The following is a 14,386-nucleotide window of genomic DNA, read 5'->3' as shown; positions in this document are numbered from 1 at the left end:
AAACTCCAGCTAGACTGGCCCGGTGCGGAACCCGTTCAGACCGTCGTTCGGGGTGACGCCGCCCCTGCTCGTCGGGCGCGGCGACCTGGTGGAGGACTTCGGCGCCTCCCTCGACGACGGTCCGGGCGCGCCCGGACGCGCGACCCTCTACACCGGCGCACGCGGAGTCGGGAAGACGGTGATGCTCAACCAGGCCGAGGAGCAGGCCCGCCGCCGGGGCTGGCTGGTGATCTCCGAGACCGCCACCCCCGGGCTCGTCGACCGGCTCACCCGCGAGCATCTGCCCCTGCTGCTGCACGAGCACCGCGACCCACCGGCCCGGCGCCGGCTGTCCGGCGGGTCCGTCGCCGGGGTCTCGGTGAGCTGGACCGACGTCGCGGACGATCGGCCCGAGGCCGGCTTACGCCGGCAGCTCGAGGAGCTGACCGGCATCCTGGCCGACCACGGCACCGGGCTGCTGATCAGCGTGGACGAGATGCACCGCCGGCGCAGTGGCGACCTGCGCGAGCTCGGTGCCGTCGTCCAGCACGCGTTCCGGGAGGAGCGGGAGCTGGCGTTCGTCGGCGCCGGGCTCCCGGCCGCGGTGAGCGACCTGCTGAGCGACGACGTCGTCACGTTCCTGCGCCGCGCCGACCGGCACGTCCTCGGCCCCGTGTCCCTCGACGACGTCGCCGAGGCGATCCGCGTCCCCGTCGAGGAGTCGGGACGCTCGATCGGGGACGAGCAGTGCCGCACGGCCGCGGCCGCCACCGGCGGATACCCCTTCCTGATCCAGTTGGTGGGCCACAACGTGTGGCGCCGCCATCCGGACCGGGAACGCATCACCGCCGAGGACGTCGCCGACGGCATCGCGGCGGCCCGCCGGCGGATCGGCTCGCTCGTGCTCGAGCCGAGCCTGGCCGATCTGTCGCAGATCGACCGCAGCTTCCTCGTCGCCATGGCGGTCGACGACGGTCCCAGCCGGATCGGCGACGTCGCGCGACGCCTCGGCGTGAACGGCACCTACGCCAGCCAGTACCGGCTCCGGTTGATCAACGCCGAACTCGTCGAACCCGCCGGCTACGGCCGGCTCGACTTCACCATGCCCTACCTGCGCGAGTACCTGCGCGAGCATGCCGCCTCGATGGTCGTGCCGCCACGAGAAAGGTGACACGCCACCGCTCTACCGGAGAACCTCAGGAGTTGCTCGCCACGCAGAACTGGTTGCCGTCCGGGTCGGTGAGCGTGACCCACCGGAACCCGCCCATGTCCTGGCGGTGTACCTCGCTCGCGCCCGCCTCGACCAGCCGGCTCACCTCGGTGTCGAGGTCGGGCGCGACCAGGTCCAGGTGGATCCGGTTCTTGCCCGGTGTCGGATCCGGAACCTTCTGGAACCCGAGTTTCTGTGCAGTGCCGGGCATTCCGACGACGAAGAACCAGCCCTCGTTGTCCTGTTCGATCCGGCCGCCGGTCTGTTCGGCCCACCACGTGGCGAGCGGACCGGGGTCGGCGCTGTCGACGGTGATCATGCCGATGCTCAGTGTCATGGCCGGGACGGTAGCGGACGGGCCCGACAAGGTTGTGCCGCAACGGCACCGGGGTCGCCGTCAGCAGGCGGCGCGAACGAGTTGGGTGATGCGGTCCACCTGCTGATCGGTGGGGGTGACCTCGCCGTTGGCGGACAGTTCGGCGACGTTGTCGCGGATCTCCTCGTCGCTCGCACCGTCGTCGATCAAGGGACAGGTCTCGGTGACGATCGCCTCGATGGAGGCATCGTCCCTGCCGTCGGCCAGGTTCGGGTATCCCGTCCGGAACGTCGCGACGAACGTCCCCAGCTTCGCCGCGTCGACGGCACGTTCGACGACGCTGGAGGCGACGCTGCCGGCCGGGCGGGTGGTGCTCGCGGGCGCCGACGTCTCGTCGTCGGATCCGCAGGAGGTGAGGAGGAAAAGGGCGGCGACCGCCGCCACCACAGCAGTCCGGGTCTTCATGGTTCGAGCGTGACACGCCGCGGCGCTCCCGTACCCGGGAAAGGCGGAATTCGCGGCGAACCGCTGGGCTGAGGGCAGGTTCCGCCCGGCCGAGCGGTGGCCGGGACGGCCCCGGCAAAGATGCGTAATGCTACTCGAGACAACGACCGCGACATGCGGCATAGTGGTGCCCGGCACGGCCGATCGGGGGATTCGGCAGTGCCCGCCGGAGCCGGTTGGGGGCCGCTCCGGATCGGAGAAGAAGGGACCCCGCCGCCGATCGGGACGGCGACGGTGTCCTTTTCTCGTCATGTTCTCTCGTCACGTCGGACGACGATCGGGTCGACTCCCGGCTGCGACCTTCGCCGGATCCAGGTCCAACCGGCGCAGCAACTGCGCGTTCAGCGCCACGACGATCGTGGACACCGACATGAGCACCGCGGCGACCGCCGGCGGCAGCACCACCCCGGCGAAGGCCAGCACACCGGCCGCGAGAGGCACCGCGACGATGTTGTACCCGGTGGCCCAGACCAGGTTCTGCCACATCTTGCGGAAGCTCGCCTGCGACAGGGCGATGACCGACAGCACGGCGCGCGGGTCGTCGGCGGCCAGGACCACCCCGGCCGACTCGACGGCGACGTCGGTGCCGGCGCCGATGGCGATGCCGACGTCGGCCCGTGCCAGCGCCGGCGCGTCGTTGACGCCGTCGCCGACCATCGCGACGCGGTGCCCGCGGGCCTGCAGCTCGGCGACCTTCGCGTCCTTGTGTTCGGGTAGCACGTTCGCGAACACCTCGTCGATACCGAGGTCGGCGGCGACGGCGTCGGCCACCTGGAGCGCATCCCCGGTGATCATGGCGACCTTCACTCCGCGGGCGTGCAGGGCGTCGATCGCCTGCCGCGACTCCTCGCGTACCGCGTCCTCGAGCGCGACGGCTCCGAGCACCGCGCCGTCGCGCACGACGTGCAGCACCGACGCCCCGCGTGCGACCCAGGGTCCGGTCGCGGCCTCGACGTCGGCAGGAACGTGCGCCCGCAGGTCCGCGAGGACGGCCGGACCGCCGACGAACACGGTCGCGCCGTCCACCACCGCTCGCACCCCGCGTCCGGGCAGGGAGCGGAAGTCCTTCGCCGGCAACGTAGCCCGACCGCCGGCGGCGGCAACGACGGCGCGGGCGACGGGGTGCTCGCTGTCGGATTCGACGGCGGCGGCCAACGCCAGCAGGTCGTCCTCGGTGGTGCCGGCGGTGGCGACGACGTCGGTGACGACGTGCCGGCCCTGGGTGAGGGTCCCGGTCTTGTCGAACAGGACGACGTCTACGCCGCGCATTCGCTCGAGCGACAGCCGGTCCTTGACGAGTACGCCGGCGCGGGCGGCGCGCTCGGTCGAGATGGCGATGACGAGCGGGATGGCCAGGCCCAGCGCGTGCGGGCACGCGATGACCAGGACCGTGACGGTACGGACGACGGCCTCGTCGACGTTGCCGAGCAGCGTCCACACGGCAAAGGTGAGGACGCCGGCGACGGTGGCGAAGTAGAAGAGGAAGGCGGCGGCCCGGTCCGCGAGCGCCTGGGCTCGCGAGGACGAGGCCTGTGCGTCGGCGACCATGCGCTGGATGCCGGCGAGCGCGGTGTCCTCCCCCACCGCGGTGACGCGTACGCGCAGCGCGCTGTCGGTGGCGATGGTGCCGGCGACGACGGTGTCGCCGACGGCGCGGGGCACGGCGCGGGACTCACCGGTAATCATCGACTCGTCCACCTCGGCGCGGCCGTCGACGACCGTGCCGTCGGCCGGGACGCGCGCACCGGCCCGCACCAGTGCGACGTCGCCGACGGCGAGGTCGCCGAGCGGGACCGGCACCACGCCGTCCGTGGTCACCTTCTCGGCGGTGTCGGGCAGCATCGCGGCCAGGGCGTCGAGTGCGCGCGACGCCGAGCCCAGCGCCCGCATCTCGAGCCAGTGCCCGAGCAGCATGATCACGATCAGCAGCGCCAGTTCCCACCAGAAGTCGAGGTCGAATCCGCCCAATCCGAGCGTGGTTACCCAGGACGCCGCGAACGCGACGCTGACGGCCATGGCGATGAGGAGCATCATCCCGGGCCGGCGGTCGCGCAGCTCGTGCCACCCTCCGACGAGGAAGGGGCTGCCGCCGTAGACGAAGACGACCGTGCCCAGGGCGGGCGAGACCCATCCGACCCATGCGGCGTCGGGCAGCGTGTAGCCGAGTAGATCGGCGAACATGGCGCTGAAGACCACGATCGGAACCGCGAGGACCAGGCTCACCCAGAACCTGCGCCGGAAGACCTCACCGTGGGGCCCGTGGCCGGCGTGCCGGTCCCGGGCGCGACCGGTGTCCTGCCCTCCGGGGGGCGGGGTGTGGACCGCGTGTCCGTGATGTTCGAGCTGTGTCATGGCTTTCGCCTCGATCCGTTTCCAATTCCGTGGGCCCTTCCATTGATACCCCCAGGGGGTATCAATGGAAGGGATCGGGTGGTCACGATTCGGTCACGACGGCGGGACTACCGCTCGAGCATGGCGCGCATCTCGTCGATCTCGGCCTGCTGTGTCGCGATGATCGACTCGGCGAGCGCCCGCGCCTCCGGGTTCACACCCTCGGCCAGTTCGGTCTGCGACATCTCGATCGCACCCTCGTGGTGGACGATCATCATGGTCAGCCACATGCGGTCGAAGTCCATGCCGCGGGCCCCCATCATGGAGTCCCACTCGTCGTCGGACATCATTCCCGGCATGCCGCCAGGCATCCCCATGCCGCCGTGCCCCATTCCGTCCTCGTCCGGCGCCTCCTGCCCCCATTCGGCGAGCAGCGACTCCATCTGCTCCATCTCGGGTGCCTGGGCGGCCTCGATGCGGGCGGCGAGGTCGATCAGTTGCGGATCCTCGCTGCGCTCGGGCACCGCCTGGGCCATCTGCACGGCTTGTGCGTGGTGGGGATACATCTCCTGCAGGAACTCGACGTCCGCATCGGTGAACTGCGCCTGCGCGGCCGGAGGCGAGGTCTGGGACGTGCCCGGAGCCGACGTCCCTGCCTGTTGCTGCGGCTCGTCGCTGCCACATGCCGCGATCACCAGGGCCAGCGGCACCGCCGCCGCTGCCGCTACTACTCTCTTGTTCCACAACATGATTCGAACCTACCCGCCGCACCGACCGGGTCCGGGCGCCGCAGCCCCGGCCCGGCCGGTCCTTCATCGAAACTTCATCGCCCGCAAGGCCCGCCTACATGCGGCGGCGCGCACACTCGTCACAGGAGGTGCGCGATGATGGGTTGGTACGGCGGCGCGGGCTGGACCGCGGCCCTCGCGATGGCGGGGTTCTGGCTGGCGCTCGCCGGGGTGGTGGTGTGGGCGGTGGTCCGGGCAGCGGCCCCACCGGATCCCGGCGACGACGCCCGCCGGATCCTCGATCGGCGCCTCGCCTCCGGCGAGATCGACCTCGAGACCTACCGAGCGTTGCGCGACGAACTGGACGCGCGATCACCGCGACGGACGCGGCGATGACCGGCCGGCTCGGCACGCGAGGCAGTTCCTCGATCGCCGGGCACGGCCGGCGGGTAGCCCATCCGGCCCGCGACCGGGGACGGGCGGCGGTGAGCGCTGGGTACCCTGGCCGCGTGCACACCTCCGGTCCGCGCATCCTCGTAGTCGACGACGAAGCAGCCCTGGCGAAGGTGGTGGCCAGCTACCTCGAACGGGAGGGCTTCGAGGTCGCACTCGCCCACGACGGGCCGACGGCCGTCGCGCTCGCCCGGCGAACGGATCCGGTGCTCGTGGTGCTCGACCTGATGCTCCCGGGTTTCGACGGGATCGAGGTGTGCCGGCAACTGCGGACGTTCTCCGACGCGTACGTGCTCATGCTCACCGCCCGGGGCGACGAGGTGGACAAGGTGATCGGCCTGTCGGTCGGCGCCGACGACTATGTCGTGAAGCCTTTCGGGCCGAGGGAACTCGTCGCCCGAGCACGGGCCATGCTGCGCCGTCCCCGGAGCGGCACCGCGGCGGAGGCACCGCGGCGCATCGGCGGGCTCGTCGTCGATCCGGTGTCGCGCACCGTCTCGGTCGACGACGCACCCGTCGCACTGACGCGTACGGAATTCGATGTGCTGCTGGCACTTTCGGACCGACCGTCGGCGGCGCTGTCGCGGCGGCAGATCATCGACGAGGTGTGGGGCCCGAACTGGTTCGGCGACGAGCACATCGTCGACGTCCACATCCGGGCGCTGCGCCGCAAGCTCGGTGACGACGCCGCCGCCCCCCGATTCGTCCGTACGGTGCGCGGGGTCGGGTACGCGATGGAGGCCAAGGGGTGAACCGGCTGGGACTGCGGGGGCGGCTGCTGATCGCGCAGTTGCTCGTGCTGTTCGTCGGGGCGGCGACGCTCACCGTGGTCGCGACGCTGGTGGCGGCCCCGCTGTTCCACTACCACCTCGCTCACGCGGGAGTGGAGGACGCGCAGGTGCGCCTGCACACCGAGGAGGCGTTCGCCCAGGCCGGGGCAGTCGCGCTCGCCGCCGGTGCGGCCGTCGCGCTCGGGGCCGCGGCGATCACGTCCGTCGTCCTGATGCGCCGCATCACCGCGCCGGTGAGCCGGCTGGTCGAGGCCACGGGCCACGTCGCCCGCGGCCGCTACGACGCGCCGATCACCCGGTCCGGCGATGCGGACTTCGCCCGGCTCGAGAATGCCTTCGCCGACATGGCGGGCCGCCTGTACACCACCGAGCTCTCCCGCCGCCGGCTCCTCGACGACCTCGCCCACGAACTGCGCACCCCCGTCGCGACGCTCGAGGCCTATCTGGAGGGCATCGAGGACGACGTGCTGCCTGCCGACGCCACCTCGTGGCAGGTGATGCACCATCAGCTCGACCGGTTGCGGCGTCTCGTGTCGGACCTGTCCGATCTCTCCGCCGCGGACGAGCACGCACTCGACCTGCACCCCGAGGAGGGCGACCTCGCCGCGACGGTGGCGGCGTCGGTGTCGGCCGCGGCCCCGCGGTTCGCCGACAAGCAGGTCGGACTCGAGGCGGATCTGCCCGAGTCGCTGCCGCCGGTCCGGTTCGATCCGCAGCGCGTCGCACAGATCCTGACGAACCTGCTCGAGAACGCCCTACGGCACACGCCGGCCGGGGGCCGGGTGGTCGTCACGTGCGAGCGAGCGGACCGGGCGACCGTACGGGTGCGGGTGCGCGACACGGGCGGCGGCATACCCGCGGATCAGCTCGACGCGGTGTTCGAACGGTTCCATCGGGTCGATCCGGCCCGCAGCCCCGGCGGCAGCGGCCTGGGTCTGACCATCGCGCGCAGCCTCGCCCGCGCCCACGGCGGCGATCTCACGGCCGCGAGCGACGGGCCGGGGCGGGGTGCCCGCTTCGACCTGACCCTGCCTGCGAACGGAGGTCAGGCGGAGACGACCGCGTCGAGAACGCTGTAGAACATGCCGAGCCCGTCGTCGCTGGGGCCCGTGAGCGCTTCGGTGGCGTGCTCGGGGTGCGGCATCAGACCGACGACGCGGCCGTTCGCCGACGAGATGCCCGCGATGCCGCGCTGTGAGCCGTTCGGGTTGTCGCCGGCGTAGCGGAACACCACGCGGCCCTCACCCTCGAGTTCGTCCAGCACCTTCTCCGAGGCCTGGAACCGGCCCTCACCCGACTTGAGCGGCACCAGGATCTCGGCACCGGCCTCGTAACGGGTGGTCCACGCGGTGTCGTTCGACTCCACCCTCAGCCACTGGTCGCGGCAGATGAAGTGCAGGCCCTCGTTGCGGGTGAGGGCACCCGGCAGCAGACCGGCCTCGCACAGCACCTGGAAGCCGTTGCAGATGCCGAGCACCGGCATACCGCCCCGAGCGGCGTCGACGACCTTGCCCATGACCGGGGCGAATCGCGCGATGGCGCCGCAGCGCAGGTAGTCGCCGTAGGAGAAGCCACCCGGCACGATCACCGCGTCGACTCCCCTCAGGTCGGCGTCGCCGTGCCAGAGGCTGACCGCCTCACCGCCGGCGAGTTCGACGGCGCGGGCCGCATCGATGTCGTCGAGCGTGCCCGGGAAGGTGATGACCCCGACGCGTGCACTCATGCGTCACCGTCGATCCGGCGCACGGTCCAGTCCTCGATGACCGTGTTGGCGAGCAGCGCCTCGGCGATCTTCTCGACCTCGGCGTCGCCGACGCTGCCGTCGACCTCGAGCTCGAAGCGCTTTCCCTGACGGACGTCGGACACGCCCGCGAAGCCCAGTCGCGACAGCGCCCCGACAATGGCCTGGCCCTGCGGATCGAGAATCTCGGCCTTGGGCATGACTTCGACGACGACACGAGCCACGTGCTGCTCCTCGGTAGTAGTGCTGGCGCCCGGGGACGGACACCGGACGTCCCGCAGTTTACCGGCCGTCTCCGGGCGGCCCGGAATCGGCAGGGCCGCACGCCGGCAGGGCCGTCACGGCCGCGGCGGCTGCTGCTCGGCGAGCGACGCCGTGAAGTTCTCGACGATCTCGGCCGCGAGGGTACGGACCTTCACGTTCGTCGCCTGGGACATCGCCGACAGCTGGGCGAACGCGGTGTCCGCGTCGACCCGGTGCGCAGCCATGAGCAGGCCGACGGCGCGGCTCGTGACACTCCGGGTATCCAAAGCGATCCGGAGCGAGGCGGCCTCGTGCGCACTCGCGGCGAGCAACTCCTCCCGTAGCCGCGACATCTCCAGGTGCACCCGGACCCGCGCCGTGAGCTCGCTGGGATGGAACGGCTTGACCACGTAGTCGTCGGCACCGGCCCGCAGCCCCTCGACGGCGGACTCCGATCCGGCCCGGGCCGTGAGCAGGATCACCGGAAGCCGCGCCAGCCGTTCGTCGTCGCGCACGGCCTGCAGCAGCGACAACCCGCTCCGCCCCGGCAGCATGACGTCGGTGAGGAGCAGGTCGGGAAGCTCGGACCGGATTCGCTCGAGCGCGGACTCGGCGTCGGCCGTGACGTCGACGTGCCAGCCCTGGGCGGTGAGCAGGCCGGCGAGATGGTCACGCATGTCCGCGTTGTCCTCGACGAGGAGGATGGACGGTTGTCCCTCGCGCGGTCCGGCCGCGGGCACCGCGACGGGCCGCCACGCCTCGACCTCCCCCAGGTACGCCGCGCCGGCCGAGGCGACGACGTCGTCCGCGGCACCGGGCGGCGGCTGGGCACTCGGCACCGCGGGCACCGTCACCGTGAACACCGACCCGTGCGGAGCGACGTCGTCGACGGAGACCGAACCGCCCAGTGCGGCGACGAACTGCGCGACGAGGGACAGCCCGATACCCGACCCTTCGCGGCTGCGGCCGGACCGGTCGCCGACCTGGTAGAAGCGGTCGAAGATCCTGCCGCGCTCGGCCTCCGCGATGCCCGTGCCCGTGTCGGCGACACGCAGCACGAGGTTCGCCCCGTCACCCCGCAGGGTCACCGAGACCGACCCCGCCTGGGTGAACTTGATCGCGTTGGACAACAGGTTCAGCACGATGTGTGTCCACATCGCGCGGTCGATGGCCACGTACCGGCTCGGCACATCGTCGACGTCGACCTCGAGCGCGAGCCCCGCGCGGTCCGCCGTGTCCCGGAACAGCTCGGCACCGTCGCGCGTGACCGCGACGATGTCGGTGGGCTCGCTGTGGGCGGCGAGCCGACCGGCGTCCCCCCGGGCGACGTCGAGGAGCATGTCGACGAGCCGCTGCAGACGCAGGGCGGCCCGTCGCGCCGCGGCCACGGCGGCGACCTGGGCGGGAGGCAACGCGGCGGTGTGCTCGTCGAGCAGGCTCTGCAGCGGGCCGAGGAGCAGCGTCAGCGGGGTGCGGAACTCGTGGCTGACGTTCTCGAAGAACCGGCTCTTGGCGGCGTCGAGCTCGGCGAGTTCGGCCGCTCGTCGGCGTTCGGCCTCGTAGGCCTGCGCATCGGACAGGGCCGTGGACACGCGCACCGCGACCATGTCCAGGAACACCCGGTACTGCTCGTTGAGCTCGCGGAACCGGCTGATGCCGAGCACGAGGGAGCCGGGCCGGCCACCAGCGGAGACCGGGAGCGGCAGGACCACCGCGGTGTCGCCGTCGGGACCGAGATCCGCGACGGTCTCGGCCTTGCCGGACTCGGCGACCCGGGCGATCACCTCCGACAGGTCCGACGCGGCGCCGGGAACGGTGCCGAACTCGGCAACCGTCGCCATCGTCTCGTCGCAGCACAGGTGGGCACTGCCGAACGGCAGATCCTCCCCGTGGCCGGCGAGCAGGCCGAGGGCGGCCCGGCAGGCGTCGTGGGCGGTGTCCGTCTCCGTCATTGCGAGCTGGCCGAGTTCGCGCAGGACGGCGGTCCGGCGCTCGGCGAGCACCTGCTCGGTGACGTCGGTGGTGGCGACGAAGATCCCGGCGGCGGTGCCGTCGGCGGCGCGGACCGGACTGTAGGAATACGTCCAGTAGGTCTCCTCGATGTATCCGAAACGACGGATCGACAGTTCCATCCGCTCCGAGAGGGTCGACCGGCCGCGCCGAGCCTGTGCGAACAGGGGAGCGAGGGAGTCCCACACCTCGGCCCAGCACTCGGCGACCGGTTGGGCAACCGCCGCGGGGAACTTCTCGCCGAGGAGGGGCCGGAAGGCGTCGTTGAAGATCTGAACGAGGTCCGGCCCCCAGCACAGCAGCATGGGTACCCGGGACGGGACGACGGTCCGCACAGCCGCAGTCAGTTCGGGTGGCCAGGTGTCGATCGGCCCCAGCTGGGTCGCCGCCCAGTCGGCATCGCGGTGGGCGGTCGCGGTCGGATCCGGCCCCGGGAACAGGGTGCGGGCCGAAGTTGCGTCGTCCACCTCGTTGCCTCACATGTTGCCGTCGGTCCTGTCGGAGCTTCTCAGGATAGAACGGGCCGGCACGAGCTTCGTGGTCTCGCCGCACAGGGGAGGTGCGCACGAGTGCCCGGGATTCCGTGGAACGGACCGACCCCCCTGGCGCATACATACCCCTAGGGGGTATAAAGGAGACACACGACCAGAGGAGGATCGCGATGACCCGGCTCCTGCCCCTGACCGACACGGCCGGCGGCTGCCGCTGCGCCGACCACCCCACCGGACCGAGCAGTGAGGACCCCCGAATGAACACCCAGGCCTTCCCCGTCGTCGGCATGACCTGCGGCCACTGCGCCGGAGCCGTCACCGAGGAGCTGCGCGCCCTGCCCGGTGTCGAGGACGTCCACGTCGAGCTCGTCGCGGGCGGTGTCTCCACCGTCACCGTGACCAGCGTCGACGGCCTCGACGCCGGCGCCGTCGCCACCGCCCTCGACGAGGCCGGCGACTACCGCCTCGCCCCGCAGTGACCCGTCGACTCGAGAAGGGACCCGCTCATGACCACGGGTGAGATGGTGCACGAGGTAGAACTCTCGATCGGCGGCATGACCTGCGCTTCCTGTGCGGCGCGCATCGAGAAGAAGCTCAATCGCATGGACGGGGTGACCGCCAGCGTGAACTATGCGACCGAGAAGGCCAAGGTCGCCTACGCGGAGGGGGTCGCCCCCGACGACCTCGTCGCAACCGTCGAGGCGACCGGCTACACCGCCGCCCTCCCCGCCCCGGCGCGGGACGAGGAGACCACCGAGGCCGCCCCCGAACCGGACGAGGCGGCGGCCTGGCGGCAGCGCCTGACCGTCTCCGCGGTCCTCACCGTGCCGGTGGTGCTGCTGTCGATGATTCCGGCACTGCAGTTCGACAACTGGCAGTGGCTCACCCTGACTCTCGCCTCCCCCGTCGTCGTATGGGGGGCGCTGCCCTTCCACCGCGCAGCTTGGACCAATGCCCGGCACGGCGCCGCCACGATGGACACCCTCATCTCCGTCGGCGTCACGGCCGCGTACCTCTGGTCGCTGTGGGCACTGTTCTTCACCCACGCCGGCATGACCGGCATGCGCATGTCGTTCGATCTGCTGCCCACGGGCAGCTCCGAGCCGCACATCTACCTCGAGGTCGCCGCCGCGGTCACCACCTTCATCCTGGCGGGACGCTACTTCGAGGCCCGCGCCAAGCGGCAGTCGGGCGCGGCGCTGCGGGCACTGCTCGACATGGGCGCCAAGGACGTCGCCGTGCTCCGCGACGGTGACCTCGAAACCCGGATCCCGATCGGCCGACTCGCCGTCGGCGACCGGTTCGTCGTGCGGCCCGGCGAGAAGATCGCCACCGACGGCGTCGTCGTCTCGGGCACGTCGGCAGTCGACGCGTCGATGCTCACCGGCGAACCCGTGCCGGTCGAGGTCGGGCCCGGCGACCCCGTCGTCGGAGCCACCGTCAACGCCGGGGGCCGCCTCGTCGTCCGCGCGACTCGCGTCGGCGCCGACACCCAGCTCGCTCAGATGGCGCGGCTGGTGACGGAGGCGCAGAACGGCAAGGCCGAGGTGCAGCGGCTCGCCGACCGGGTGTCGGCGGTGTTCGTCCCGATCGTCATCGGACTGGCGCTGCTCACCCTCGCGGCATGGCTGCTCACCGGCAACTCGGTGACAGCGGCGTTCACCGCAGCCGTCGCGGTGCTGATCATCGCGTGCCCCTGCGCGCTGGGTCTCGCGACCCCGACCGCACTGCTCGTCGGCACCGGTCGCGGCGCCCAGCTCGGCATCCTCATCAAGGGACCGCAGATCCTCGAATCGACCCGCCGCGTCGACACCGTCGTGCTCGACAAGACGGGCACCGTCACCACCGGCCGCATGGCCGTCGCGACCGTGCACACCGCCGACGGTGAGGACGACGGCGAGGCGCTGCGCCTGGCCGGGGCGCTCGAGCACGCTTCCGAGCACCCCATCGCGCGCGCCGTCGCCGAGCGGGCCGCGGCCGCCGGCGCTCTCCTACCCGTGGAGAACTTCGAAAACCACGGTGGGCGGGGCGTTTCCGGGGTCGTCGACGGTCACGCCGTGCTCGCGGGCCGGCTGTCCTGGCTGCGCGACGAGTGGTCGCTGACCGCGCCCGAACCGCTGCGACGGAGCGCCTGGGCCGCCGAAGCCGAGGGCCGCACACCGGTGTGGATCGCCTGGGACGGGCGCATCCGGGCGATCGTCGTCGTCTCCGACACGATCAAGGACACCTCGGCCGCGGCGATCGCGGAACTGCGCGAACTCGGTCTGCGGCCGGTGCTGCTCACCGGCGACAACCGCAGCGCCGCCGAGACCGTCGCGAAGCAGGTCGGCATCGACGAGGTCATCGCCGAGGTCCTGCCCGCCGACAAGGTCGAGGTGGTCGCGAGGCTGCAGGACGAAGGCCGGGTCGTCGCCATGATCGGCGACGGCGTCAACGACGCGGCCGCCCTCGCCCAGGCCGACCTCGGACTGGCGATGGGCACCGGCACCGACGTCGCGATCGAGGCCTCGGACCTGACCCTCGTGCGTGGAGACCTGCGGGCCGCTCCCGACGCGATCCGGCTCGCCCGCGCGACCTTGCGCACCATCAAGGGCAACCTGTTCTGGGCGTTCGCCTACAACGTCGCGGCCCTGCCACTCGCGGCGCTCGGGCTGCTCAACCCGCTGATCGCGGGGGCGGCGATGGCGTTCAGCTCGGTATTCGTGGTGAGCAACAGCCTGCGGTTGCGGCGGTTCAGCCCGAACTGAGCGGCGAGGCCGACGCGGCGCTGCCGGGAGTCGTCGATTCCCCGGCGGCGCCGCGTCGCGCTGTGTCACGCTCGACGCATGCAGGCCGAGCCGGACCCGCTGCTGCTCACGGTGCGCAACCTCGCCCGCTTCCACCGCGAGCACGAGAAGTTCTATTCCGAATCGCCCTACCACGACGTGATCCGGCTCCAGCGCAGCTCCCGTGCCCTGAAGGCCCTCGCCGAACGATGGTCGGTGGTCGCCCCGGCCGACGACACGTCGCCGAGCTCGTTCGCCGGGGCACCCGACCTCAACGACGACCGCGCCACCGAGACGCTCGGCATCCTGTTCATGGAGGGCGGCGGCGAACCCGCGGAGATCACCCGGTTGAAGGCCGACCTCCGCGCACTCGCCGAGGCGAGCCGGACGACCGGGCAGTGGCTCGCGTCCGCCATGGCGGCGGCCTGGGACATGCTCGCGGCACTGCTCGCATACCCGGCGCTGGCGGATCTGCTCGCCGAACGGCACCGGATCGTCTCCCACGACTGGCAGTGCGCGTCGACGACCGAACTCGTCGCCCGCCACCTCGACCGGTCGGTCGCGATCCTCGAGCGGGTGGACTTCGCCCCCGCCGCGCTGCGTGCGGACCTCGCAGCGGACCGTGTCGCTCCGCGCTATCTCTTCTCGGCCGCGGAAATGCTCGACCATGCCTCGGATCTCGCCGCACACAGCGCCGTCCTCACGCACGAGAACGAGCGTCGCTGGCGGATCTTCCACGAGCGTGTCGAGCAGCTCGTCGCCGGCACCGAGCGGTAACGGACACTCGACGGTCGGCACCCGGAGACGGGGGCGGGCGGCCGAAT

14 protein-coding genes are annotated in these 14,386 nt (G+C 71.8%); 7 read left to right on the top strand and 7 right to left on the bottom strand.

Features of this window, described 5'->3' with window-relative positions; translation table 11 throughout:
- The first annotated feature begins 22 nt into the window (after positions 1-22).
- Positions 23-1,150, top strand: a complete 1,128-nt coding sequence (locus ACM26Y_RS04830; protein ID WP_416062794.1) for an ATP-binding protein — start codon at positions 23-25, stop codon at positions 1,148-1,150.
- Between the two features lie 25 nt (positions 1,151-1,175).
- Here ACM26Y_RS04830 and ACM26Y_RS04825 read toward each other — a convergent pair whose 3' ends face one another.
- The 4 genes from ACM26Y_RS04825 to ACM26Y_RS04810 all read right to left on the bottom strand — a co-directional run bounded on the left by ACM26Y_RS04825 (position 1,176) and on the right by ACM26Y_RS04810 (position 5,050).
- Positions 1,176-1,526, bottom strand: a complete 351-nt coding sequence (locus tag ACM26Y_RS04825) for a VOC family protein (protein ID WP_003936538.1) — start codon at positions 1,524-1,526, stop codon at positions 1,176-1,178.
- 60 nt (positions 1,527-1,586) lie between these two features.
- Positions 1,587-1,952, bottom strand: coding sequence for a hypothetical protein (locus ACM26Y_RS04820; RefSeq protein WP_289378198.1), 366 nt, complete (start codon positions 1,950-1,952; stop codon positions 1,587-1,589).
- A 318-nt stretch (positions 1,953-2,270) separates the two neighbouring features.
- On the bottom strand, positions 2,271-4,361 hold the full coding sequence (locus ACM26Y_RS04815) for a copper-translocating P-type ATPase (RefSeq protein WP_371382941.1): 2,091 nt from the start codon (positions 4,359-4,361) through the stop codon (positions 2,271-2,273).
- 107 nt (positions 4,362-4,468) lie between these two features.
- Positions 4,469-5,050, bottom strand: a complete 582-nt coding sequence (locus tag ACM26Y_RS04810) for a DUF305 domain-containing protein (protein ID WP_054371093.1) — start codon at positions 5,048-5,050, stop codon at positions 4,469-4,471.
- 174 nt (positions 5,051-5,224) lie between these two features.
- On the opposite strand from ACM26Y_RS04810, the gene ACM26Y_RS04805 reads away from it, so the two are divergent.
- Genes ACM26Y_RS04805 through ACM26Y_RS04795 form a run of 3 tightly spaced genes read left to right on the top strand, consistent with a single transcriptional unit; the run spans position 5,225 to position 7,391 of the window.
- Positions 5,225-5,464, top strand: a complete 240-nt coding sequence (locus tag ACM26Y_RS04805; protein ID WP_003936542.1) for an SHOCT domain-containing protein — start codon at positions 5,225-5,227, stop codon at positions 5,462-5,464.
- A complete protein-coding gene (locus ACM26Y_RS04800; RefSeq protein WP_416062793.1) occupies positions 5,461-6,273 on the top strand; it encodes a response regulator in 813 nt (270 codons plus the stop codon). Before ACM26Y_RS04805 ends, ACM26Y_RS04800 begins: the two co-directional genes overlap by 4 nt.
- Complete coding sequence (locus ACM26Y_RS04795; RefSeq protein WP_289378185.1) at positions 6,270-7,391, top strand: sensor histidine kinase; 1,122 nt, start codon at positions 6,270-6,272, stop codon at positions 7,389-7,391. The genes ACM26Y_RS04800 and ACM26Y_RS04795 overlap by 4 nt, the downstream gene beginning before the upstream one ends.
- Here ACM26Y_RS04795 and purQ read toward each other — a convergent pair.
- From purQ to ACM26Y_RS04780, 3 genes are all read right to left on the bottom strand, one after another.
- Positions 7,358-8,035, bottom strand: coding sequence for a phosphoribosylformylglycinamidine synthase subunit PurQ (purQ, locus tag ACM26Y_RS04790; RefSeq protein ID WP_416062792.1), 678 nt, complete (start codon positions 8,033-8,035; stop codon positions 7,358-7,360). The genes ACM26Y_RS04795 and purQ overlap by 34 nt on opposite strands.
- Positions 8,032-8,277, bottom strand: coding sequence for a phosphoribosylformylglycinamidine synthase subunit PurS (gene purS, locus ACM26Y_RS04785; RefSeq protein ID WP_003936546.1), 246 nt, complete (start codon positions 8,275-8,277; stop codon positions 8,032-8,034). Before purS ends, purQ begins: the two co-directional genes overlap by 4 nt.
- Positions 8,278-8,391: 114 nt before the next feature.
- Complete coding sequence (locus tag ACM26Y_RS04780) at positions 8,392-10,773, bottom strand: response regulator (protein ID WP_416062791.1); 2,382 nt, start codon at positions 10,771-10,773, stop codon at positions 8,392-8,394.
- A gap of 194 nt (positions 10,774-10,967) precedes the next feature.
- On the opposite strand from ACM26Y_RS04780, the gene ACM26Y_RS04775 reads away from it, so the two are divergent.
- The 3 genes from ACM26Y_RS04775 (at position 10,968) to ACM26Y_RS04765 (ending at position 14,339) form a co-directional block, all read left to right on the top strand.
- Positions 10,968-11,276, top strand: a complete 309-nt coding sequence (locus ACM26Y_RS04775; RefSeq protein WP_416062790.1) for a heavy-metal-associated domain-containing protein — start codon at positions 10,968-10,970, stop codon at positions 11,274-11,276.
- 27 nt (positions 11,277-11,303) lie between these two features.
- Positions 11,304-13,544, top strand: coding sequence for a heavy metal translocating P-type ATPase (locus ACM26Y_RS04770; RefSeq protein ID WP_416062789.1), 2,241 nt, complete (start codon positions 11,304-11,306; stop codon positions 13,542-13,544).
- Between the two features lie 78 nt (positions 13,545-13,622).
- A complete protein-coding gene (locus ACM26Y_RS04765; protein ID WP_416062788.1) occupies positions 13,623-14,339 on the top strand; it encodes a hypothetical protein in 717 nt (238 codons plus the stop codon).
- Positions 14,340-14,386: the final 47 nt, after the last annotated feature.

It is taken from the genome of Rhodococcus indonesiensis, assembly GCF_047782815.1.
Lineage (GTDB): Bacteria > Actinomycetota > Actinomycetes > Mycobacteriales > Mycobacteriaceae > Rhodococcus > Rhodococcus indonesiensis.
The sequence above is the reverse complement of the archived record's forward strand: the minus strand, read 5'-3'. Positions and strand labels throughout refer to the sequence as shown.